A 21787-nucleotide genomic window follows, 5' to 3' on the forward strand; every position below is an offset into this window, starting at 1 on the left:
TGCGCCGCCCACTATCGTGGGCGGCGATGGCAGCCCCCGACTACGTCCCCGCCCCGACCGACGACAAGGCCCGCGTCTACGTCTCGCCTCCCTGGCGACCCGACTCGTGGATGGCCGACCGGCCCGCCGAGCTCGCCGGGCGCCAGCCGTCGGGCCCCGGGCTCGGCAGCCCCGGTCCCGATCAGGGCTATGCCCTGAAGCTGGCCAACCAGTTCCGTGACCGGCTCGTGCTCACGCCGGGCGAGCACGAGGACGACGCCCTGGCCGGCTGCCTGGCCATCGCCATGCGCCGGGCCGCGCTGTTCGGACGCGCGCCGATGATCCACGACCTCACCGTCGCCCTCGGCCTCTGGAGCTACCTGGTCGAACCGCCGGCGGACCTGGCGGTCGTGCGCCGCGCGGTGTTCGCCGGGGTGGCGAGCACCCACCACTACACCGAGCGGCGGGCGATCGCCGACGGCGTGCCCGAGGACGTGCTGCGCCGGTCGCCGGCGGAGATCTCCGAGCTCACCCGCAACGACCCGTCGCGGGTGGTCGCCATCGCCACGGCGATACGTGACGGCGCCGACCTCGGGGCCGTCACGCACTGACGGCGCGGCCTCGGTGCCCGGGGGCGCCGAGGTTCAGCCGGCGACGACCGTGACGGGGGTGCCGGCCGGCAGCGTCTCGGCCAGCCGTGTGACCACGTCGTTGGGCATCCGGATGCAGCCGTTCGAGGCCTGGCTGCCGATGAGGTCGGGTTGGTTGGTGCCGTGGAAGGCGATGACCGGGAGCCCGCCGTCGAACGTCTCGAGGGTCTCGCTGTAGGCGCTCGTCGACAGGATCCAGGGGCCGAACGCCCCGCCCGCGTTGGACTGCGGGATCATCTCGTTCAGGTAGTAGATCCCGACCGGGGTCGGGGTGGCGTCCTTGCCGACGACGACCCCGGTCTGCTCGATCAGCTCTTCGCCGTCGTAGACCTTCAGGTCGAACTCGGCCAGGTTGAGCTCCATGCGGTAGGAGTGCGAGGTGAGCTCCACGTCGGCGGCGCGCACCCACCCCTCCATACCGTTCGGACGGGCCGGGAGCATGACCCGGAGCCAGTCGCCCGCCGACTCGGTGACCACCATCACCAGGGGGTTGTCGAAGTACGTCGGGTTCTCGAAGCTCCACCCGGCGTCGGTCTTGGCGCTGCCCGCCGAGTTGAGCCCCACCCTGGGGATGGGCTCCACGGCATCGGCCTCGGAGGGCGTGGTGGTGGGCGGGGTGGGCTGGTCGTTGACCGCTTCGGGCGGCCGCTCGGCGAGGACCTCGATCTCGGGGACCTTCGCCGTGGCGACGACGGTGACGAACGGGTCGGGTGCGGCGGCGGTCGTGGTGGTCGTCTCGACGACCCCGACGACCTGGGCGTCGCCGCTCGAGCACGCGGCCGCTCCGGTGGCCAGGCCGAGGGCGACGGCCAGGATGACGAGGAGCCGGGCCAGCCGGCTGTCACGGGGGTTCACGGGTGCCGACGGTACCATCGCCGCGTGAGTTCTCTCCGCGCGCCCCAGCCGCCGCCCACGGGTCCCGTGAGGGTGCGCTTCGCCCCCTCGCCGACCGGGTATCTCCACATCGGCGGGGCCCGCACGGCGCTGTTCAACTGGCTCTTCGCCCGCCAGCAGGGGGGCGAGTTCCTCCTGCGGATCGAGGACACCGACGCCGAGCGGTCGCGGCCCGAGCTGATCGACGTCATCTTCCGTGCCCTCGAGTGGTTGGGCCTCGAGTGGGACGGGACGCCGGTCCACCAGTCCGAGCGGGCACCGGCCTACGCCGAGGCGATCGACCGGCTCCTGGTCGACGGGGCGGCCTATTGGTGCGACTGCACCCCTGACGAGGTGAAGGCCCGAGCCGAGGCCCGCGGTGGCCCTCCCGGCTACGACGGGCACTGCCGCGACCGCGGACTCGGCCCGGGGGAGGGCCGGGTCGTCCGGTTCCGCGTGCCCACCGACGGCGTCACCGCCTTCACCGACGTGATCCGGGGCGAGGTCGTGTTCGACAACGCCAACCTCGACGACTTCGTCGTCCAGCGCTCGAGCGGCACACCGATGTTCCACCTCGCCAACGCCGTCGACGACGCCGCCCAGGGGATCACCCATGTCGTGCGGGGCGAGGACCTCATCAACGTCACGCCCAAGGTGCTCCTGCTCCGCGACGCTCTCGACCTGCCCGGCGAGCTCGTGTTCGCCCACCTGCCGCTGATCGTGAACGAGAAGCGCCAGAAGCTCTCGAAGCGTCGTGACGACGTGAGCGTGGGCGACTACATCGACCGCGGCTACCTCGCCGAGGCGATGGTCAACTACCTGGCCACGCTGGGCTGGGGCCCGCCCGACGGCATCGAGATCCGTCCGTTGCCCGAGATCGTGCAGGCGTTCCGCCTCGCCGACGTCAACCGGGCCGGGGCGTTCTTCGACGTCAAGAAGCTCCGTCACTTCAACGGCGAGTACATCCGGGCGCTGCCCACCCCCGAGTTCGTCACCCGGTCCACGCCGTGGCTCTTCGCGCCCGATGTGGCGTGGGCGCCCGGTCGTTTCGACGCGGCCGGCTTCGAACGGATGGCGCCGCTCGTGCAGGAGCGGGTGGCCGTGCTGTCCGAGGTCCCGGACTACGTCGACTTCCTGTTCCTCGAGGACCCGGTCGTCGACGAGGCGTCCTGGACGAAGGTGATGGTCAAGGGCCGCGACCTCGCCGTCGAGGTCCTCGACCACGCCGTGAAGCGCTTCGCCGACTGCGAGTGGGACGTCGCCGGCATCGAGGCGGCGTTGTTCTCCTACGCCGCGGAGCACGACGTGGCCAAGGGCAAGGTGCAGGCGCCGGTGCGGGTCGCCGTCACCGGTCGCACCGTCGGCCCCCCGCTCTTCGAATCGCTGGAGGTGCTCGGCCGCGAGGAGTCGTTGCGTCGCCTCGGCGCGGCGCGGGACGGGGTGCGAGAGGCGTGAGCCGGGGGTGATCCGCTGGGGCCTCCGGCTGGTCGTGCTGCTCGGTCTCCTCGGCGTCCTGTACGTCGGCGTCACCTTCGTGCAGGTCTGGCAGGCCTCGAACCAGGACGACGCCACGCCCGCCTCGGCGATCGTGGTGATGGGCGCCGCCCAGTGGAACGGGCGCCCGTCCCCGGTCCTGCAGGCCCGGCTCGACCACGCCGCCCAGCTGTACCGCGACGGCGCCGCCCCGATCGTGGTGGTCACCGGGGGGAAGCAGATCGGCGACGCCGTCACCCAGGGCCAGAGCGGGTATCGGTACCTGCGCGAGATCGGCCTCCCCGACGAGGCCATCAAGGTGGAGGTCGAGGGGACGAACAGCTACGAGGAGCTGTCGGCGTCGGCGCTGATCGTCGACCAGGCCGGGACGGGGCGCAACGTGATCGTCGTGACGGACCCCTACCACGCCGAGCGGGTGGAGGCCATCGCCCGAGAGGTCGGCCTCGACGCCCACGTCTCGCCGACCGATTCCTCGACCACGCTCCGGGGCCTCGTCCGCGAGACCGCGGCGGTGGCGGCCGGGCGGATCGTGGGCTACCGGCGGCTGTCCTCCTGGCTCTCGTGAGGTTGGTCGCCCCTCGGGTCAGCCGGTACCCTCGGCGTGCCCTCCGGGGACCATCCTTCGGGGGTGGTGTAATTGGCAACACGACTGGTTCTGGTCCAGCTGTTGGGGGTTCGAGTCCTCCCCCCCGAGCACGACGATCACGGGCGCCGACTCCGGTCGGCGCCCGTGACGCGTCCGGGCTCCGATGGGGGAATTCGCGCTGAACCCGGCGAGACTCCGGGGCGTGGAACGGTGCGACGTCGCAGTGATCGGAGCCGGCCCGGCGGGCTCCGCGGCCGCCACCTGGGCGGCCCGCGCCGGGGCCGACGTGGTGCTGTTCGAGAAGGCGGCGCGGGGGCGCGACAAGTCCTGTGGTGACGGGCTGACGCCCCGGGCGGTCGCGGAGCTCGACGATCTCGGGGTCGACATGGACGGCTTCCACCGCATCGACGGCCTGCGGGTCCAGGCGGGTCGCGCCGAGCGCGAGGTCCTCTGGCCCGACGGGCCCTTCCCCGCCCGCGGCGCGGTCGCCCCCCGGGCCCAGTTCGACGCGCTGTTGATGGACACGGCGGCCAAGGCCGGCGCCGACCTCCGTGAGCACTGCGCCGCCGAGCCGATCGTCGATCGGGGGCGGGTCACCGGCGTCCGAACGGCGGCTGGCGACGTCACCGCCGACCTCGTGGTGGTGGCGTCCGGTGCGGGCTCCCCGGCGGCCCGGGCCCTCGGGGCCGTGCGGGTCCCCTCCTCGCCGTTCGGCCTCGCCATCCGCGCCTACATCCCGTCCACCCGGGCCGACGACCGCTACATGGAGGCCTGCCTCACCGTGAAGGGTCCGGACGGCGGCATCGTCCCCGGGTACGGCTGGGTGTTCCCGGCCGGTGACGGGATGGTGAACGTCGGTGTGGGAGCGCTGTCGACGATGCGCAACTTCTCCGACCTCAACCTCAACCGGATGCTCGCCGCCTACACCGAGCAGATCCGTGAGAGCTGGGGGCTCGGGGAGGTGATCGCCCGCCCGAAGGCGTGGCGTCTCCCCATGCACGTCGCCCACCGGGGCGGCCCCGGGTGGGTGGCGATCGGCGACGCCGCCGGGCTGGTCAACCCGTTCAACGGTGAGGGGATCGACTACGGCATGGAGACGGGTCGTCTCGCCGCAGCCTGCTTCGTCGACTCACCTCACCATGCCCACGTGGCCTACCTCCATCGCCTGGAGGCGGAGTACGACGAGTTCTTCGCCACCGCCCGGCGCTTCGCGTGGGTCATCGGCCGGCCGCAGTTGCTGCGGGTGCTGCTGGGCTTCGCCCTCTCGACGGGGTTCACCATGCGCCTCGTCCTCGACATCATGGCCAACCTCGTCGAACCCGAGCACCCCGGCCTCGCCGGCCGGGCGCTCTCGATCGGCGGGCGGGGCCTGGCCCTGCTCGACCCGGTGCTCACCCGCCCCGCGGCACGTTAGGGGAGGCCTCCGGGCCCGTCCCCGCGAGCTGTCCGCCGGGCGGGGGTCGAGGTCGGCTATATTGCGGTTCCGTTACGGCCAAGCCGTGACCCGCACCCCGCAGCCGTTCGGAGCGCCCTCTTCATGTCGTTGCCGTTTCATCTTTCGCGCCGCACCCGGAGTCTGCTCGCCGGGGTCACGGTCGTCGCCGTGGCCTTTGCCGGCTTCTCGCCGTCGACCGGCGCGGCGGCCGACTCGGCCGCGGAGCAGCGCGACGTCAAGCGTCAGCGCGCCGAGGTCGCCGGGCAGATCGACACGCTGCGGGCCAGCGACGCCCAGGTGAGCCAGGCCCTCGCCGACCTCGACGCCAACGTGAGGGCCACGCGGGCCCAGGTCGCCGACGCCCAACGGGCGGTCGACGACGCCGAGGCCGAAGCGGCCCGGGCCGAGCGCGACGCCCGGGCCACCGAGGCGCGGATCGAGGAGCTCCGCGGCCAGGTGGTCTCGGCGGCCGTCGACGCCTACGTGCGCCCGGGCGCCGATCAGGTGCTGTCGTTGTTCCAGGAGGAGACGGCCAACGAGGCGAGCACCAAGCAGGCCCTCCTCGACGTCACCAACGGTGACAAGCTCGACGCCGTCGACGAGCTCGGTGCCGCCAAGCGCCTCCTCGAGGACCAGCGCGACGAGGCCGAAGCGGCCCGGGCCGAGGCCGAGGGTCGTCGTCGCTCCCTGAGCGAGAAGGCCGCCGGCCTCGAGGCGGCCCAGGCCGAGCAACAGCGGGTCGCCGCCCAGATCAGCGACCGCCTCAGCGACCGGCTGGCCGAGTCGCAGTCCCTCGCCGCCCTCGACGCCGAGCTGGCGTCGCGCATCGCCTCGGAGCAGGCGGCCATCGCCGCGCAGCTGTCCGCCGCCCGTGAGGCATCGACGTCCTCCGGCGGTGGGGGTGGCGGCGGCGGTGGCGGTGGCGGTGGCCCGGTCACCGTCATCCCCCGCCCCGGTGGGCTCACCACGGTGGGCGGGATCACCGTCGCCGGATCGATCGCCTCCAACGTGGCCGCGCTCCTCGACGCCGCCCGGGCCGACGGCTTCGCCTTCTCCGGCACCGGCTATCGCGACTCCTCGGCCCAGATCGCCCTACGGCGCCAGCACTGCGGCACCAGCGACTACGCCATCTACCAGATGCCGCCCGACCAGTGCAGCCCGCCCACGGCCATCCCCGGCCGGTCGAAGCACGAGCAGGGCCTGGCCATCGACTTCGCGGTGAACGGTCGCATCATCCAGAGCCGCAGCGACCCGGGGTTCCAGTGGCTGGCGGCCAACGCCGGGCGCTGGGGCTTCGTGAACCTGCCCAGCGAGCCCTGGCACTGGTCGGTCGACGGAAGCTGAACCCGCCCCGGGATAGGGTCCCGCTCCGGGACGACGAGGAGGGCGGCAATGGGGGACACACCCGTCGCGGTGGTGACCGGAGCGAGTCGGGGGATCGGGAAGGCGTCCGCCCTGGCGCTGGCCGAGGCCGGGTTCGACGTCGCCATCACCGCCCGCACCGTCCGTGAGGGCGAGGGGCGCAGCGAGCCGAACTCGGTGCGCGGCGACGAGCCGGTGGTGGCCGTCCCCGGGAGCCTCGAGTCGACCGCCGCCGAGATCGAGCGCCGCGGTCGCCGGGCGCTGTCCATCCCCATGGACCTGCTCGACCTCGCCGCCGTCGAAGCGGTGCCCGCCACGGTGCTCGACGCCTGGGGCCGCATCGACGTGCTGTTCAACAACGCCATCTACCAGGGGGGCGGCACCATGGACCGCATCCTCGACATGCGCCAGGGTGATCTCGACAACCTGATGCGCGGGAACTTCTCCCACCAGATCCGCCTCATCCAGCTCGTGGTCCCCCACATGCTCGAACGGGGCGAGGGCAAGGTCGTGAACATGGTGTCGGGGTCCGCCCGCCACGACCCGCCCGGGCCCGCCGGGGACGGGGGATGGGGGATCGCCTACTCGGCGTCGAAGGCGGCCTTCGGGCGGGTCGCCGGGGGCATCGAGGCGGAGTTCCGCGACCGCGGCGTGCGGGCGTTCAACGTCGACCCCGGCAACGTGGCGACCGAGAAGCGCAAGGCCCTCAACCCCGACGACGACTTCGAGAGCGGCTTCGGCTCGGCGCCCGCCGAGGCCACTGCGGCGGTGGTGGCGTGGCTGTGCACCGACCCCGGCGCCCTGCGCTTCGTCGGCAAGTGGATCTACGCACCCAAGCTGTGCGCCGACCTGGGGCTCCTGCCCGACTGGCCGCCGGAGGGCGTCCAGCCGTGAGCGACGGACAGGCCTATCTGCTCGACCGTCTCGCGTTGCGCGACCTGGTCGAGGCCTACGCCTTCCGCGTCGACAGCGACGACCCGGCGTCGGCGGCGGAGCTCTTCGCCCCCGAGGGTGCGCTGCGGATCTTCGACGCCGGCCAGGCCGAGCCGGTGCGCGAGCGCATCGGACGCGAGGCCATCGCCACCGCCATGGGGGGCCTCAGCCGCTACGACCGCACCCTTCACGTCGTGGCCAACCAGGCGGTCGAGATCGACGGCGACACCGCCACCGGGCACACCTACTGCCTGGCCCACCACCTCCGTGACGTCGAGGGGCCCGACGGTGTGACCGCCCCCTTCGACTACGTCATGCACATCCGGTACCTCGACCGCTACGTCCGCCTCGACGAGGGCTGGCGCATCGCTCAGCGCCACCTCCAGGTCGAGTTCACCGAGGACCGAGCGGTGAGCGGGCCCTGAGCCGGGAACCTGGTCTCGGACGCTCTCAAGTGCGCTCGGCGAGACTGCCGTCACGGCTGAGACAGAGCGGATCGAGGTCCACCGCACCATCCCCACCCCGGCGGAAGCGGTGTTCGCCGTGCTGCGGGCGACCCTCGGTCGGTTCGTAGATCGGCCGGTCGTCGGCGAGCGTCGACGGCGGTAGGTTGCCGGGATCGTCACCCAGCCGGGGGGCTCATGGAGAACGAACCGGGGGAGAGCGAGATCGAACCTACTCGTCTCACGTTCCACAGCACCGGTGGCGTGGGCCTCGTCGCCGACCGGCGAGGGACGGCCGATGCGCCGCCGGTGCTGCTACTGCACGGTGGCGGCCAGACCCGTCACTCCTGGGACGGCACGGCCAGGACCCTCGCCGAGAAGGGTTGGCAGGCGATCACCGTCGATGCCCGCGGCCACGGCGAGTCCGACTGGTCCGAGGCCACCGACTACCGGCTCGTGAGCTTCGCCGCCGACGTGCAGGTGGTGGCCGAGAGCCTGGCCGAGCGCCCCTTCCTGATCGGGGCGTCGCTCGGAGGCCTGACCTCGATGCTCCTGGCCGGTGAGCTCGCCCCCGGCATCGCCCGCGGCGTGGTGCTGGTCGACATCATCCCCGACATGGAGCCGGGCGGCGCCAGCCGCATCCAGTCGTTCATGGCCGAGCACGCCGTCACGGGCTTCGACTCCCTCGAGGAGGTCGCCGATGCCATCGCCGCCTACAACCCGCACCGACCCCGCCCGACCGATCTGTCGGGACTGGCCAAGAACGTGCGGGAGCGCGACGGCCGCTACTACTGGCACTGGGATCCGGCCTTCGTGGGCGGGACGGCCGACCTGCCGCCGTCGGAGATCGGCGACAAGGACCGACTGCACCGGGCGGTGGAGGTGATGGTGGCGTCGGGTCCCGTGTTGCTGGTCCGGGGCAGAGTGAGCGATCTCGTCAGCCCCGAGCGGTGTCGCCGGTTCCTGGAGCGGTTCCCCGAGGTCGAGTTCGTCGACGTGGCCGGTGCCGGTCACATGGTGGCGGGGGACCGCAACGACCTGTTCACTGCGGCCGTGCTCGACTTCCTCGACCGCCATCGGGAGGGCTCGCCCTCGCAGTGACCCGGCCTCCGGGCCGTGCGCTCGACGGGCTCAGCACGGATCGACTGATTCCGGGTCCAACTGGCCCGGCTGGCCTGGGCCCGACTCGACGTGTGGTCTGCGACCGGGCTCGAGCGCTCAGCCGCCCTCGGGCCACGCGTCGGGCTCGGCAGGCTGATCGGGGTGCGGCTGTCGTCGGGGCCGGTGGTGGCGTCGGACGAGGTCGACGACGCGGGCTCGGACCATGAGGGCGGTCTCGTGTTCGCTGGCTTCGTCGGTGTCGGGGAGCGCATCACCGGGGGCCGGGCGGCCGGAACCCTTGAGATCGTCGGTGTCTCCTGGGCTCGTCGGGTTGATCGCGGCGGGTTTGGTGCGGCCGGCCGCCGTCGAGGGCCGTGCGGGGTCGGGGAACTGGGGGATGAGCCCGCCGGTCTTGGGGTGGTGGAGCGGCAGGGGTGCTGGTCGGTGCCGTCGGGGTGGCGGGGACGTGAGGGTCTGGCCGTCGGGTCGTTGGAAGATCAGGGTCCCGTCGGGCTCGAGCTCGAGGTCCCAGCCGTGACGGTGGACGACGCCGTGGTGGGTGGCGCAAAGACCGGCCAGGTTGGCGAGATCGGTCCGCCCGCCGGCTTCCCAGTGCTTCAGGTGGTGGGCGTGCACCCAGGCGGTGGGGGCGTCGCAGTGCGGGAACCGGCACCCGCGGTCGCGGGTGATCATGGCGTCGCGCAGGTTCGGTGAGGCGAGGCGCAGGTCGCGACCCCGGTCGATGACCTGGCCCTCGGCAGTGAGCAGTCGGTGCAGGAGGGTTCCCTCGGTGAACAACCGGGCCAGGCTCTCGGCACTGAGCGGGTGGCGGTCGTGGTCGACCGGGGTGCCGGCGGCATGGGCGAGGGCGTCGCGGAACAGGGCCTCTTCGAAGACCCCGACATACCTCGCCGCCACGAGCCGTTCGAGGTCCTCGACGGTGGTGATCCCCAGGCCCCGCAGCGCGCCGGCGATCAGCGCATCGGGATCGATGGTCACCGCGACATGCGGGTGTTGGCGCCCCGGGCGCGACCCGAGCTCGGCGTAGTGGTCGCAGAAGAACCGGACCACGGTGCCGAAGGCATCGCCGCGTCGTTCGGTCAGCGTGCGGAACTCACCGGGTTCGTCGGGACGCTCCGCGATCCGCAACGCCACCTCCGCGAGAGCGGCGGTGTCGGGGTCGAGTTCGGCGTCGAGGATGGCTCGCCCGTCGAGGGTGCGTGACAGGTGCACCATCGATCCGCTCGCTTCCGGACGGTCTGTCTCATCGGTGACGGCCTCGGCGCGCGCGACCCAGTGCCGCACCGCGGTGGTGGTGTCCACCAACGACAACCCGACCAGCAACGGCGACACCTCGGTGTCGTGCTCGGCGAACAGGTCGACCAACCGCTTCGGCACCAACGCGACGACGGCCTCGACCTGCGGGGCCGACAGTTCGCCGTCGAACCACCGCCGGGCCAGCTCCGGCCACGCCGCCAGGCGGGCGGCCCGCACCGCCAAACGCTTCGCGTCCGGATCGGACAGGCCGTGCGCCTTCAACCAGCCGACGGGCGACGACCACCCCTCGACCTGGTGCAAGCCCCGGGCCAGGAACCCCGACAGTGCCTCGCAGACCTTGGCCTCGAGCCGTTGTCGCGCCGCCAGCAACTCCGCGACCACGACCGAGTTCGACTGCGGATCCACCCCGTCGATCGCCTCGCTCAGTTGGCGTCGCTTGATCCCTCTGACCATACCTCCACACTATCAAACACATGTACGAACAACAACATGAAAACCTAGAAAATCATTGGAGAAGATCACGACCGTCCGTGGCTTGGCCGGCGCGCGGAGCGGTCACGGTTGTGGTCGCTCGCAACCGCGGCCGACGGCCGACGGTGTCGCCCCGTCGGTCCGTGCCGGCGCTCAGTGGCGCTTCACTCCGCCGTACTTCATGCGGGTGTCGCTCATCGAGGCCGGCCGGGCCTCGTCATCGCGGATCGAGGCGTCGACCACCTCGCCGACGAACAACGTGTGGCTGCCGAGGTCGAGGGTGTGGCGCAGCTCGCAGTCCATCCACGCAATCGCCTCGTCGAAGACCGGCGCACCCGTCGCCGCGGTGCGGACGGGACGACCGTTGAGCGTGTCGCCGTCGGCCGTGGCGGGCTTCGAGAACTTCACGAACACGCGCGTGTCCTCGGCGTCCCAAAGGTTGACCGTGAACGAGCCGCCAGAGCTGATGAGGCGGTGGGTGACCGCGCTGTTGTCGACACCGACGCCGATCAGCACCGGCTCCATCGAGAGCTGGGTGATCCAGCTCGTGGTCATGGCGTTGCGCTCGTCCCCGGCCCGTGAGCCGACCAGGGCCAGGGCGTTGGGGATCTTCCACGTCACGCGGTTGAGCAGCTCGTCGTCGATGGCCATGCGGCGATCCTACGGACCGAGGACCGGCGTTCAGCGACGCAGCGTCGGCACCGACGAGGCCGCCGCCCGCTCGAGGGCCAGCTGGGCCAGTGCGTCGACGGTGGGCTGGATGCCCGCCGCCCGGTCGGGGTCGGTGGCGGCGATCCGGGCCTGGTTGCCCGCCACGATCACGGCGATCTTCACCGCAGCCAGCACGCAGTAGACGTCGATGTGGTCGACGTCGCGTCCGCTCACGGCGGCGTAGCGGTCGACGAGGTGGTCGCCGGACGGGAAGCCGGGGTTGAGGCGGTGGGGCTGGGGCACGCGCTGGCGCCACAGCAGCGCCCCCATGTCGCCCCAGTACATGACGACCATGCCCAGGTCGGTGAGCGGGTCCCCCAGGGTCGACATCTCCCAGTCGAGCACCCCGATCATCCGGGTCGGCTCGACGCGGTCCCACATCGTGTTGTTGAAGCTGTAGTCGCCGTGGACGATCGACGCTCCCGCCTCCGGGGGCAGCGACCGGGCCAGCCGATCGAGGACCTCGTCGATCGCCGGCACCTCGCAACGCCGGGAGGCCTCCCACTGCGTCCGCCACCGCGCCACCTGGCGTTCGAGGAAGCCCGCCGGGCGGCCGAACCCCCCGAGCCCGACCGCCTCGGGGTCGACGGCGTGGAGTCGGGCGAGGACGTCGACCAGCTCGTCGGTGGCCGCCGCGGCCTGCACCTCGCTGAGGTGGTCGACGGCCTCGGCGTCGTCGTACACGACGCCGTCCAGGCGTTCCATCAGGTAGAAGGGCGCGCCGATCACCCCCGGGTCGTCGCACCGGGCCACCGGGGTGGCCACGGGCACGTCGGTGCCGGCCAGCGCGGCCTGCACCGTGTACTCGCGACCCATGTCGTTGGCGGTGGCGAGGAGCCGCCCCATCGGCGGGCGCCGCAGGACCCAGTCGTTGAGGTCGTCGCGCACCCGGAACGTGAGGTTGGACGAACCGCCGGAGAGGTGGTCGATGCGCACCGGCCCGGACGCCCCGGCCACGTGGTCGTGCACCCACGACCCCAGCGCCTCGGCGGGCACGGCCTCCTCCACGGGGAACGGCGCCGCGGGCCCCGCCATGTCAGCGGATGGAGTGGGCGGGGGGCACCACGATCGGTGCGGGGTGGTCGATCACGCAGCGGCTCCCCGAGTAGATGGTCGGCATGCAGCGGTTGCAGTGGATGCAGTTCCCGGCGTCGGTCTCGCCGGCCTGCATGCGCTGCAGGAGATCGGGCTCGCGCAGCAGCGCCCGACCCATGGCCACGAACTGGAAGCCCTCGGACATGGCGAGGTCGATCGTCGCCCGGGTGTTGATGCCCCCCAGCAGGATGAGGGGCATGTCGACCCGGGCCCGCACGGCCTTCGCCTTGTCGAGGAAGTAGGCCTCCTCGAACGGGTAGGCGGGCATCATCTTCTCCCCGACGAGCTTGAAGCCGAGCCGGGCGACCGGGGGGAGCGTCTTCGCGAAGTCCTCGCGCGGGGCGTCGCCCCGGAACAGGTACATGGGGTTGGCGAGCGAGCTCCCGCCGGTCAGCTCGAGCGCGTCGAGGTGGCCGTCCGCCTCGAGCATCGCCGCGAACTCCGCGCTGTCGGGCGCCTTGAAGCCGCCCGGCACACCGTCGTCGAGGCTGACCTTGGCGGTGACCGCCATCGCCGGCCCCACCGCCTCGCGCACCGACCGGACCACCTGGCGTGCGAAGCGGGCCCGGTTCTCGAGGCTGCCCGACCAGTGGTCGGAGCGCTTGTTGACCCTCGGCGACAGGAACGAGGAGAGCAGGTAGTTGTGGGCCAGGTGGATCTCGATGGCGTCGAACCCGGCCGCGGCCACGTAGCGGGCGCCGCGCTCGTAGTCGAGGGTGATCCGGGTGATGTCGTCGTCGGTGACGGCGCGGGTGACCTTCATCGACACGGGGTTGAACGAGCGTGAGGGCGCCAGTGCAGGCGCCCGGTTGCTCTTGGCGTTCGCCACCGGTCCGGCGTGGCCGATCTGGGCGGACACTTTGGCGCCCTCGGCGTGGACGGCGTCGGCGAGGCGGGCCAGCCCCGGCACCGCCTCGGGTCGCAGCCAGATGCACTCGGCGTGGGTGCGACCCTCGGGGCTGACGGCGAGGTAGGCGACCGTGGTCATGGCCACGCCGCCGGCAGCGGGGCGTCGGTGGAAGTCGATCAGCTCCTCGGTGACCAGGGCCTCGGGGACCACGCCCTCGAAGGTGGCGGCCTTGACGACGCGGTTGCGCAGCGTGAGGGGACCGAGCTGGGCGGGGGCGAAGGGGTCGGGTGCGTCCACGGGGCTACCAGAGCTCGTCGGCGTAGGTGTCGGTGCCGAGCACGGTGCGCAGGAAGGGGGCCACGAGGCGGGTCTCGGCCAGGCCGGCGGCCTCGACGGCGTCGGTGTAGGCCCTCACCCCGGCCAGTGCCTCGGTCACGTCGCCGTGCAGGAACAGGATCTGGCAGAGGCGCTCGGGGCCTCCGGCCGGGGTGCCGAGGTCCATGGGCTGGTCCTTGGCGGGGTCGGCGTTGGGGCGGAAGCTCGACACGATCTCGATGGACGAACCGGCGAGGAGCGCCGGCAGGGCGTCGGCGCGGAGGCGGTCGAGGAGGTCGGGCGCCTCGAGCCCGTCGAGTCCGTCGAACCAGACGAGGACGATGCCGTCGTACCCGTGATCGAGGGCCACCAGCATGGGGACGGGGTCGTCGTCGCGGTAGTCGCTGCCCACGTGGTCGTAGAGCACGGTGTGGGTGTGGCGCCGCTCGGAGAAGCCGCGGCCGTTCCCGTACAGCCAGGCCACCTGCTCCTGACCCCACGCCACCCACTCGTCGTGGTGTCCCTTCTCGACCCAGTAGATGGCCACGTAGGACCCGGCGTCGGTCGGCGAGGCGATGGTCTCCTCGCCGGCCGGCCAGCGCAGGTCCTTGAGGGAGCGCGGCGCCACCCAGCGGCTGCCGGCGAGCTGCCAGGGTCCGGTCATGCAACCGGCGTAGAAGTGGTCCCGTTCGTACCAGCGGTTGTAGGCCTTCTCGAACCCGGGGTTCGGGTCGACCATCGTGAGCAGCATGCTCCCCACCTCGACGGCGTAGTCGTCGGCGCCGCCGACCTCGAGCGGATAGGTCATGGTCCTCCCCCTGGCTCCTCGTCCGTGCTCCGTGACCGTACCCCGCCGGCCCGTGGCCGGATCCCACCGGGGCTCGGCGCCTCAACCTCCCCGGGCACCGACCACGGACACGCGGTACATGAGGCGCCGCCCGGCGAAGTCGGCCAGGACCATGTGCATGGTGGCCCGGTTGTCCCAGACGAGGAGGTCCCCGACCTGCCAGCGGTGGCGGTAGGTGAAGGGCTCCTTGGTCACGTGGCGGAAGAGGTGGCCGAGCAGCATGTCGCTCTCGTCGGGGGGCAGCCCCACCACGTGGCGGGTGTAGGTGGGGTTGACGAACAGCCCCTTGGCTCCGGTCTCGGGATGGGTGCGCACGACGGGGTGCACGTGGCGCCGGTCGGCGGCGATCGCCGCCGCGTACTCCTCGACCGTCGCCGACCCGAACCTCAGACGCAGCTCGGTCACCCGACTCAGGTCGTGCACGGCCGAGAGCCCCTCGAGGTAGCGCTTCATGGGCACCGACAGCGCCTCGTAGGCGGCCGTGGTGCTGGCGAAGAGCGTGTCGCCGCCCACGGCGGGGAGCACCTTGGCGTGGGTGAGCGTGCCCATCGGGGGGAACTCGAGGAACGTCTCGTCGGTGTGCCACATCGATGCCGTGGTCCCGTCGTCGGAGTCGAGCACGCTGACCTGCTCGTACCCCGTGCCGAGGTTCGGGAAGAAGGCGTGGACCTCGATCTCGCCGAGCCGACGGCCCAGTGCCATGTGCTGGTCGGGCGTCATCTCGGGGGCCCGCAGCAACAGGACCTGGTGGTCGAGCAGGGCCCGGTGCACGTGGGCCAGCGCGGCGTCGTCGAGCTCCCGGGTGAAGTCGATCCCGGTCACCTCGGCGCCCAGGGCTCCCGCCAGGCGTGTCGTCTCCACCGTCGTCGCTCCTCGTCCGTCGGGCCCCTCGCCGACCCGGTGATCCTCTCACGGGCCGTTCGCCGTGCCGGTGCGCCGGGCGGGGGCCGGGGCGGCGGCCACTAGCGTGGTGCCACTGTCGCCGACGACTCCCGGGGGATGCGGACCGTGTCGAACCTGTTCAGCTACGAGGGCAAGCGCGTGGTGGTCACCGGTGGGGCCACCGGCATCGGGGCGGCCCTCGTGGAGCTGCTCCGCGAGCTTGATGTCGAGCACGTCACCGTGCTCGACATCAAGCGGCCCGAGGGCTCCGCCGACGCCTTCGTCGAGGTCGACCTGTCCGACCCGACCAGCATCGACGGCGCCTGTGGGCGGCTCGAGGGCCGCATCGACGTCCTCTTCTCCAACGCCGGGGTGGCCGCCAACGCCGGGGTGCGTACCTGCATGGCGGTGAACGTGCTCGCCTCCCGACGCCTCGCCGAGAACCTCCTCGACCGGATCCCGTCGGGCGGCACGATCGTCTACACCGCGTCCATGGCCGGCAACGGTTGGCCGGCGCAGGTCGACCAGATCAACGAGCTGCTCGACATCGCCGACTGGGACCGTTTCCTGACCTGGTGCGACGAGCATCCCGACGTGGTCGCCGACGTCTACGCCTTCTCGAAGATGTGCATGCAGGTGTTCACCATGCGCAACTCGAAGGTCACGATGGCGAAGGGCGTGCGCACCAACAGCATCTGCCCGGCACCGGTGGACACCCCGCTCATGAAGGACTTCCGGGAGACGATGGGTGACAAGGTCATCGAGTGGAGCGTCACCCAACAGGGCGAGCAGCGCATGGCCGTGGCCGCCGACATCGCCCCGCCGCTGGCGTTCATGGGCAGCGACGCCGCGGCGTTCATCAGCGGGGTCAACCTGCTGGTCGACTCCGGGTTCAGCGCGGCGATGACCACCGGGCAGATCGACTTCAGCGGCCTGGCCTGACCCCGATCAGCGCAGCTGGTCGTCGAGGAAGGCCACCACCCGGCGGCGCCACTCGTCGGCGTCGCGCTCGTACCCGCCGGTGTGGCCGGCACCCTCCACCTCCCAGACGGTGACCCGGTCGGCGGCGGCGTCGCGCATCCGGGACGCGGCGTGGCCCTCGTCCTCGACCCCCCCGGCGGTGATCAACAGCACGTGGGCGTCCGTCGCCTCCACGGCGGCGCGCAGCGGGGTGGGGGGCGACGCGTCGGTCAGGAGGTCGGCGACGCCGAACTGCACCTTCTCGAGCTGCTCCTGCAGCCAGCCCCGCCAGCCGTACACCTCCGAGTACCAGGCCTTGTCATCGGCCTGGCGCCCGGTCGCCCCCTCGGCCACCACCGCCCGGATCCGCCCGTCGGCCGCGGCGGCGCCGATGGCCTCCTCGCCGCCCATCGAGAACCCCACGACCCCGATGCGGTCGGGGTCGACCCGCGTGGCGAGGAGGTCGACGGCCGCGGCCAGGTCGGCGTCGCCGTACCAGCCGAAGTCCATGGCCGTGCCGTCGCTCCCGCCGTGGCCGCGGGCGTCGACGAGGAGGACCGAGTAGCCCGCCTCGGCGAGGGCGGCGGACTGCTCGAGCACGTCGGAGCGGGTCGAGCCGGCGCCGTGGGCGACCACGACGCCCGCACCGTTCGTCCCCGGTACGAACCACGCGGCCAGGTCCACCCCGTCGGAGGTCGTCAGGGTCAGGTCCTCGTGGTCCAGGCCGACGTCGGCCGGCGTCGCGGTGATCTCGGTGGCCGGCACGTTCGTGGCGGCGACCGGCGGAGCGACGAGCCACGTCACGACCGCCACCATGACGATCGCCCCGCCGATGCCCGCCACCCTCACGAACCGACCGCTGCCCCGCAGGATCGCCCGCGTCCCGAGGATCACCAGGGCCACCCCGCCGAGGACCGCCACGATGGAGAGCACCGTCACGATCGCCACGGATCCGGCGAACAGGTGGGGCAGCAGCCCGACGCCGATCGCCGTGACGAGGGCGCCGACACCGAACAGGAGCCCTCCCCGGGCACGCGACCTCGCCATGACTCCATGGTCGCGCCGATGCGCCCTCAGCCCGTCGTGGGTGCGTCCCCTCTGCGCCGCTCGACACCGGCCCGCACCACCCGGTACTGGCGGTCGTGCTCCGCGGAGCGCAGGTCGTAGGTCATGCGCCCCGGTGCGGTCGTCGTGTAGTAAGCGGCGATCACGGGGACCTCGAGGGGCGCCGCCTTCTCGGAGAGCTTGAGCACCAGGTCCCAGTCGCCGAGCAGGTTGGCGTCCTCCTCGATCCTGAGGGCCGGGTCGGCCCGGTGGGCGAGGACGTTCATGTCGACGAAGTTGTGGTCCTCGAGGACCTCGCGGTCCCAGGGTTCGAAGTGCACGCCGGGCATGCCGCCGGGTTCGCCGCCCCAGATGCGGTCCATGTCGTCGATCACCCGGGCGCCATACAGGACGACCCGATCGGGGTGCTCGCCGAAGGCCAGGACGACCGCCTTGAGCCAGTCCGGGTCGAACCGGTTGTCGTCGTCGAGGTGGGCGACGATGGCGCCCGTGGCGGCGCGGAGGCCGGCGTTGCGGGCCGGGTTGCACCCGCGGTGCTCCACTCGCAGGTAGCGCAGCCGCGGGTCGTCGTAGGCGGCCACCACTGCGTCGGTGCGGTCGTCGCCGCCGTCGTCGACGATCACCATCTCCCACCGGCCGTAGGACTGCGCCCGCACCGAGTCGATGGCCCCGACGATCAGGTCGGCCCGGTTGTAGGTGGCGGTCACCACCGACACCAGGGGGCCGTCGGGCCGCGGTGCGTTGCGGACCCAGGCCGTGGTCGTGAAGAGCGACGCAAGCCGTTCGGCGCGGTCGAGCCGGTCGGTGAGGGCCCGGTTCTCGGTCTCGAGCCGGCGGCTCACCTCTCCGATCCGCGTCACCTCGTCGTCCAGCTCGGCGACGGTCGCGCCGGTCTCCTGTTCGACTCGGCGCTGCCGGGCGCGCAGGTCCTCGACGGATCGGGCGAGGGTGGTGAGCCCGGTCCGCAGGCCCCGGCGGGTGGGTCGCCAGGGCCTGGCCGGATCCGCCGACGCTGGTGCGGCCACCGGGCCCGCGGAGGCGAGCGGACCCAGGAGGTCGGCACGCGGGCGGCCGTCGACCTCGGGGAGGGTGACCCCGATGGCGGCGCTGACGGTGGGGGCGAGGTCGATGGACCGCACGGGGGGGACGTGGGCGGGGACCGCCGAGCCGGGGACCTTCACGGCGACGAGCCCCCCGGGGCGGTGGTCACCCGTGCGCCAGTGGTCGTAGGGGCGGGCGACCACCCCCGTGAGGGGCGACCAGACACGTTCGATCGGGGCGTCGTGGTCCCACTCGACGAACAGGTCGGGGAAGGTGTCGGCGCCGCGCCGGTCGTAGAGGTCGTCGGCGAAGAGGACGTCGCGGACGGCCGGGCGCCCGGTGTCGACGTTGACCAGGTCGAGGAACGCGTCGCGGAGCCACTCGAGCGCCGGCCGGTAGGCCTCCGGGGCGATGCGGCCCTGGCCTTCCCGGCCGGCCACGTTGAGGCGGACGGCGCCGCTGACGGTGTTGTTCGGGGTGGACCACCACAGCCGGTCGGGTCCGGGCGGGCGGTCGTGGTCGGCGGTCGTCGGCGCCTCGCCGGGTGTCGCGTCGATGCGCCGGCGTAGGGCGGGGGCGGCGGCGGTGAGGACCGACCGGCGCAGCCGGGCGGGTACGACGTGGGCGGCGCGCCCGACCCGGCTCCGGAGACGGGGCGGCGTGAGCCCGTCGTGGAGGTCCTGGAGCCGTTCGAGGAGTGGGGCGAGGAGGTGGGTGCCGTCGTGGTGGGCGCTCATCCCGTCGGAGAGCTGCACGACGACCGTCGTCGAGTCGTCGGTGCGGCCGAGGAGCTCGCCGAGGGCGTCGTCGAGGCGCCCGTAGAGCTGACGGATCGGGTCGCCACCGACCCGTTCGACGGTGTGGGGGTCGTGGCGGGGGTGGGACGGGTCGGCCAGGTGCCACAGCTGGTGGCCTGCGCAGTGCGACTCGCCGAACACGGTCATGACCACGTCCCAGCCGCCCCGGTCGAGCACCCGAAGGGAGAGGTCGCGCTTGTTGTCCACGCCGGACAGCAGGTCGGCGAGGAGCGCGGCCTCCTCGGCAGGTGTGCGCCGCGCCCCCGTGCTGTGGGCCCGGTCGCAGGGGGCGAACTGGAGCTCGTCGGGAGCGGGGGGAGCGAGCGAACCGACCGGGTGGGGACCGATCTCGTCGAGCAGCTCGTCGGCGAGATCGAGCGGATAGGACCGGAGCCCGAAGTGGCGGTCGTGGCAACCCCACTCGGAGACGACGACGCCGTGGACGGGCACGTGCGCATCGGCGTGCGGTACGTCGAGGATCGCGACGCGGTGACCCGCGTTCGACAGGTGCTGCCAGAACGGCGTACCGACGATGTCGTGGGGCGAGGTCTCCCGGTAGGCGTAGGTGTCCGAGTCGTAGACCCCCCAGCAGTGGAAGCCGTGGCGGGTGGGCTCGCGGGCGGTGGCGATCGACGCCCAGACGCTCCCCACGAACAGGCCGGGATCGGTGATCGTCGGAGCGACGGCGGCGTCGCCGAGGAACCGGGCCAGGTGGGGCATGGCGCCGTCGTCGGCGAGCCGGCGGGCCAACACCGGGTCACACGCGTCGAACGCCACCCACAGGACCCTGGTCGCCGCCATGGGCGCGTAGCGTACCGACGGCCCACCGGTGCGACCGCGGCCGGCGGTGGCCGTCCGGGCGCCCGCCCGCGACCGACGATCGACCACGAGGACCTCATGACCGTACGCACCGCACTCGTCACCGGCGCCAGTCGGGGTATCGGGCGGGCCACGGCGCTGGCGTTCGCCAGCGCGGGCTTCGACGTCGCGATCACCGCCCGGACGGTGCGCGACGGCGACCCCACGGCGCGCACCGCCGATCCGGCCGTCACGCTGCCGGGGAGCCTCGAGTCGACCGCCGCGGAGATCGAGTCGCTCGGCCGACGGGCCGTCACGGTGCCCCTCGACCTCCTCGACCGTGACGCCCTGGTGCCCGCCGTAGGGGCCGCCGTCGAGGGCCTCGGCCACCTCGACGTCGTGGTGAACAACGCCATCTACGTGTCGGCCCAGGGACCTCGCCCGTTCCTCGAGACCGACCCCGACGACATCGTGAACCAGGTGTGGGGGGACCTCACCGCCCAGCTGCTGCTGTTGCAGCCGGTCGTGGCCCACATGGTCGAACGGGGCGGGGGGACGGTGGTGAACATCGGGTCGGGTTCGGGGCGCTACAAGCTGCGCCGACCCATCGGGAAGGGCGGGTCGGCGCTGACGTACGCCGCAGTGAAGGCCGGCTTCCACCGGGTCGCCGATCGTCTCGCCAACGAGTACGGCCACGCCGGCATCCGGGCGTACACGGTCGACCCCGGGTACGTCGCGACGGAGCGGACCCTCCTCGTCGCCGGGCTCTCCGACGTGGCCAGCCGAGGCGTCGATCCCTCGATCGTCGGGGAGGCCATCGCGTGGCTCGTCGACGACGAGGCGGCCGAGAACGGCAGCTACCACGAGGCCCAGGACATCGCCCGGGCCCTCGGCCTGTTGCCCCCGACGGATCAGCCGAGCACGAGCTGAGCGACGTCAGGACCGCGTCGGGCCACCGCCTGCTCTTTCGAGAGGAATAGTCGTCCGTGCGTGACCGTTCCGCCGATCGTGACCGATCCTGCGACCGCCCCTCCTCCCCGGGGACGAAGCGCCTCGTCCGCCGGGGGCCCGATGCCCCGGCCCGTGGTGATGAGCCAGCGCTGGAGTGCGATCGTCTGGTGCCACTGGCCGGTCCGGCCCGAGGTGGTGGCTCGTCGCCTGCCTCCCGGCGTACGGCCGGACCTCTTCGACGGGTGGGCATGGGTGGGTCTCGTCCCCTTCGAGATGCGTCGCCTCCGGCTGGTGCTGGCGGGGCGTGACCTCCCTCCCGTCGTCACGGCGGAGAACTTCAGCGAGGTCAACGTCCGGACCTACGTCGTCGGACCGAGAGGCCCCGGGGTGTGGTTCGACTCGTTGGACGCCTCGTCTCGACTGGCCTCCGCGGTGGCTCGCCTCGCGTGGTCGTTGCCCTACGTGCCGGCCAGGATCAGTGCGACGGCCGACGAAGGGATGGGTCGGCGGCACTGGTCGATCCTGCGTTCCGACGGGACTACCGGCATGGTCGCCGCAGAGGTGGGTGCGCCGGCCACCGGGCTCGGTGCCATCGACACCTTCCTCACCGAGCGCTACGCCTTGTACGCCCCACCCTGGTGGTCGCGGCGCGGCTCGCTGTGGGCACCGGTCCGACACGAGCCGTGGGAGCTGCGCCGCTGCGACGGGATCGAGGTCGACGCCGGTCTGGTCCGCGCCGCCGGCTACCCGGTGGACGACGTACCGGTCCACGCCGTCGCCGCCGATGCTGCGACCGTGCGGGTCGGCCTCCCACAACGGGTCTGAACGGTCTCCGCCACTCCTCGGGCCGTCACCCCGGTGGACCCGCCG

Annotated in this window: 20 protein-coding genes and 1 tRNA gene; 12 read left to right on the top strand and 9 right to left on the bottom strand. The window is 72.5% G+C overall.

Annotation, left to right across the window (positions count from 1 at the left end):
• Window positions 1–26 precede the first annotated feature (26 nt).
• Complete coding sequence (locus MUE36_06830) at window positions 27–590, top strand: hypothetical protein (GenBank protein MCU0310640.1); 564 nt, start codon at window positions 27–29, stop codon at window positions 588–590.
• Between the two features lie 33 nt (window positions 591–623).
• On the opposite strand, the gene MUE36_06835 is transcribed toward MUE36_06830, so the two are convergent.
• Window positions 624–1484: a L,D-transpeptidase gene (locus tag MUE36_06835; GenBank protein MCU0310641.1), complete on the bottom strand. Its 861-nt coding sequence runs from the start codon at window positions 1482–1484 to the stop codon at window positions 624–626.
• A gap of 24 nt (window positions 1485–1508) precedes the next feature.
• On the opposite strand from MUE36_06835, the gene gltX reads away from it, so the two are divergent.
• From gltX to MUE36_06875, 8 genes are all read left to right on the top strand, one after another.
• Window positions 1509–2957: a glutamate--tRNA ligase gene (gene gltX / locus MUE36_06840; protein MCU0310642.1), complete on the top strand. Its 1449-nt coding sequence runs from the start codon at window positions 1509–1511 to the stop codon at window positions 2955–2957.
• A 7-nt stretch (window positions 2958–2964) separates the two neighbouring features.
• Window positions 2965–3561 (top strand): YdcF family protein, encoded by a 597-nt coding sequence (locus MUE36_06845; GenBank protein ID MCU0310643.1) that lies wholly within the window; start codon window positions 2965–2967, stop codon window positions 3559–3561.
• Window positions 3562–3618: 57 nt separating this feature from the next.
• Window positions 3619–3690, top strand: a tRNA-Gln gene (locus tag MUE36_06850).
• 94 nt (window positions 3691–3784) lie between these two features.
• Window positions 3785–4996 carry a geranylgeranyl reductase family protein gene (locus MUE36_06855; GenBank protein ID MCU0310644.1) on the top strand — a complete coding sequence of 404 codons (1212 nt, stop codon included), beginning with the start codon at window positions 3785–3787 and terminating at the stop codon, window positions 4994–4996.
• A 189-nt stretch (window positions 4997–5185) separates the two neighbouring features.
• The gene (locus MUE36_06860) at window positions 5186–6361 is read left to right on the top strand and encodes a D-alanyl-D-alanine carboxypeptidase family protein (GenBank protein ID MCU0310645.1); all 1176 of its coding nucleotides are present in this window, start codon (window positions 5186–5188) and stop codon (window positions 6359–6361) included.
• A 48-nt stretch (window positions 6362–6409) separates the two neighbouring features.
• On the top strand, window positions 6410–7273 hold the full coding sequence (locus tag MUE36_06865) for an SDR family oxidoreductase (GenBank protein MCU0310646.1): 864 nt from the start codon (window positions 6410–6412) through the stop codon (window positions 7271–7273).
• Window positions 7270–7737 carry a nuclear transport factor 2 family protein gene (locus tag MUE36_06870; GenBank protein MCU0310647.1) on the top strand — a complete coding sequence of 156 codons (468 nt, stop codon included), beginning with the start codon at window positions 7270–7272 and terminating at the stop codon, window positions 7735–7737. Before MUE36_06865 ends, MUE36_06870 begins: the two co-directional genes overlap by 4 nt.
• Before the next feature lie 216 nt (window positions 7738–7953).
• A complete protein-coding gene (locus tag MUE36_06875) occupies window positions 7954–8856 on the top strand; it encodes an alpha/beta hydrolase (GenBank protein ID MCU0310648.1) in 903 nt (300 codons plus the stop codon).
• A 117-nt stretch (window positions 8857–8973) separates the two neighbouring features.
• Here MUE36_06875 and MUE36_06880 read toward each other — a convergent pair whose 3' ends face one another.
• The 6 genes from MUE36_06880 to MUE36_06905 form a co-directional block, all read right to left on the bottom strand.
• A complete protein-coding gene (locus tag MUE36_06880; protein ID MCU0310649.1) occupies window positions 8974–10587 on the bottom strand; it encodes an HNH endonuclease in 1614 nt (537 codons plus the stop codon).
• A 171-nt stretch (window positions 10588–10758) separates the two neighbouring features.
• A complete protein-coding gene (locus MUE36_06885) occupies window positions 10759–11256 on the bottom strand; it encodes a flavin reductase family protein (GenBank protein ID MCU0310650.1) in 498 nt (165 codons plus the stop codon).
• Between the two features lie 30 nt (window positions 11257–11286).
• Window positions 11287–12351 carry a phosphotransferase family protein gene (locus tag MUE36_06890; GenBank protein MCU0310651.1) on the bottom strand — a complete coding sequence of 355 codons (1065 nt, stop codon included), beginning with the start codon at window positions 12349–12351 and terminating at the stop codon, window positions 11287–11289.
• Window position 12352: 1 nt separating this feature from the next.
• The gene (locus MUE36_06895) at window positions 12353–13558 is read right to left on the bottom strand and encodes an NADH:flavin oxidoreductase (GenBank protein MCU0310652.1); all 1206 of its coding nucleotides are present in this window, start codon (window positions 13556–13558) and stop codon (window positions 12353–12355) included.
• 4 nt (window positions 13559–13562) lie between these two features.
• On the bottom strand, window positions 13563–14384 hold the full coding sequence (locus MUE36_06900) for a hypothetical protein (protein ID MCU0310653.1): 822 nt from the start codon (window positions 14382–14384) through the stop codon (window positions 13563–13565).
• A gap of 81 nt (window positions 14385–14465) precedes the next feature.
• Entirely contained in the window at window positions 14466–15284 is an 819-nt protein-coding gene (locus MUE36_06905) for a TauD/TfdA family dioxygenase (GenBank protein ID MCU0310654.1), read from the bottom strand.
• Window positions 15285–15422: 138 nt separating this feature from the next.
• Between MUE36_06905 and MUE36_06910 the strand changes: the two genes are divergently transcribed.
• Window positions 15423–16247: an SDR family oxidoreductase gene (locus tag MUE36_06910; protein MCU0310655.1), complete on the top strand. Its 825-nt coding sequence runs from the start codon at window positions 15423–15425 to the stop codon at window positions 16245–16247.
• Between the two features lie 6 nt (window positions 16248–16253).
• On the opposite strand, the gene MUE36_06915 is transcribed toward MUE36_06910, so the two are convergent.
• Window positions 16254–17312: an alpha/beta fold hydrolase gene (locus MUE36_06915; protein MCU0310656.1), complete on the bottom strand. Its 1059-nt coding sequence runs from the start codon at window positions 17310–17312 to the stop codon at window positions 16254–16256.
• 26 nt (window positions 17313–17338) lie between these two features.
• Window positions 17339–19969: a glycosyltransferase gene (locus tag MUE36_06920; GenBank protein ID MCU0310657.1), complete on the bottom strand. Its 2631-nt coding sequence runs from the start codon at window positions 19967–19969 to the stop codon at window positions 17339–17341.
• A gap of 96 nt (window positions 19970–20065) precedes the next feature.
• Here MUE36_06920 and MUE36_06925 point away from each other — a divergent pair, with 96 nt between their 5' ends.
• Window positions 20066–20896: an SDR family NAD(P)-dependent oxidoreductase gene (locus tag MUE36_06925; protein ID MCU0310658.1), complete on the top strand. Its 831-nt coding sequence runs from the start codon at window positions 20066–20068 to the stop codon at window positions 20894–20896.
• A gap of 141 nt (window positions 20897–21037) precedes the next feature.
• Window positions 21038–21742: a DUF2071 domain-containing protein gene (locus MUE36_06930; protein MCU0310659.1), complete on the top strand. Its 705-nt coding sequence runs from the start codon at window positions 21038–21040 to the stop codon at window positions 21740–21742.
• Window positions 21743–21787 lie beyond the last annotated feature (45 nt).

This window comes from Acidimicrobiales bacterium (assembly GCA_025455885.1).
Classification (GTDB): domain Bacteria; phylum Actinomycetota; class Acidimicrobiia; order Acidimicrobiales; family Acidimicrobilacustridaceae; genus Rhabdothermincola_A.

What these genes read in the sequence shown, in the direction of transcription:
- MUE36_06830 (MCU0310640.1), top strand. Translation starts at nt 27, where the DNA reads ATGGCAGCCCCCGACTACGTCCCCGCCCCGACCGACGACAAGGCCCGC.
- MUE36_06865 (MCU0310646.1), top strand. Translation starts at nt 6,410, where the DNA reads ATGGGGGACACACCCGTCGCGGTGGTGACCGGAGCGAGTCGGGGGATC.
- MUE36_06875 (MCU0310648.1), top strand. Translation starts at nt 7,954, where the DNA reads ATGGAGAACGAACCGGGGGAGAGCGAGATCGAACCTACTCGTCTCACG.
- MUE36_06880 (MCU0310649.1), bottom strand. Translation starts at nt 10,587, where the DNA reads ATGGTCAGAGGGATCAAGCGACGCCAACTGAGCGAGGCGATCGACGGG.
- MUE36_06885 (MCU0310650.1), bottom strand. Translation starts at nt 11,256, where the DNA reads ATGGCCATCGACGACGAGCTGCTCAACCGCGTGACGTGGAAGATCCCC.
- MUE36_06890 (MCU0310651.1), bottom strand. Translation starts at nt 12,351, where the DNA reads ATGGCGGGGCCCGCGGCGCCGTTCCCCGTGGAGGAGGCCGTGCCCGCC.
- MUE36_06900 (MCU0310653.1), bottom strand. Translation starts at nt 14,384, where the DNA reads ATGACCTATCCGCTCGAGGTCGGCGGCGCCGACGACTACGCCGTCGAG.
- MUE36_06910 (MCU0310655.1), top strand. Translation starts at nt 15,423, where the DNA reads ATGCGGACCGTGTCGAACCTGTTCAGCTACGAGGGCAAGCGCGTGGTG.
- MUE36_06915 (MCU0310656.1), bottom strand. Translation starts at nt 17,312, where the DNA reads ATGGCGAGGTCGCGTGCCCGGGGAGGGCTCCTGTTCGGTGTCGGCGCC.
- MUE36_06920 (MCU0310657.1), bottom strand. Translation starts at nt 19,969, where the DNA reads ATGGCGGCGACCAGGGTCCTGTGGGTGGCGTTCGACGCGTGTGACCCG.
- MUE36_06925 (MCU0310658.1), top strand. Translation starts at nt 20,066, where the DNA reads ATGACCGTACGCACCGCACTCGTCACCGGCGCCAGTCGGGGTATCGGG.
- MUE36_06930 (MCU0310659.1), top strand. Translation starts at nt 21,038, where the DNA reads ATGCCCCGGCCCGTGGTGATGAGCCAGCGCTGGAGTGCGATCGTCTGG.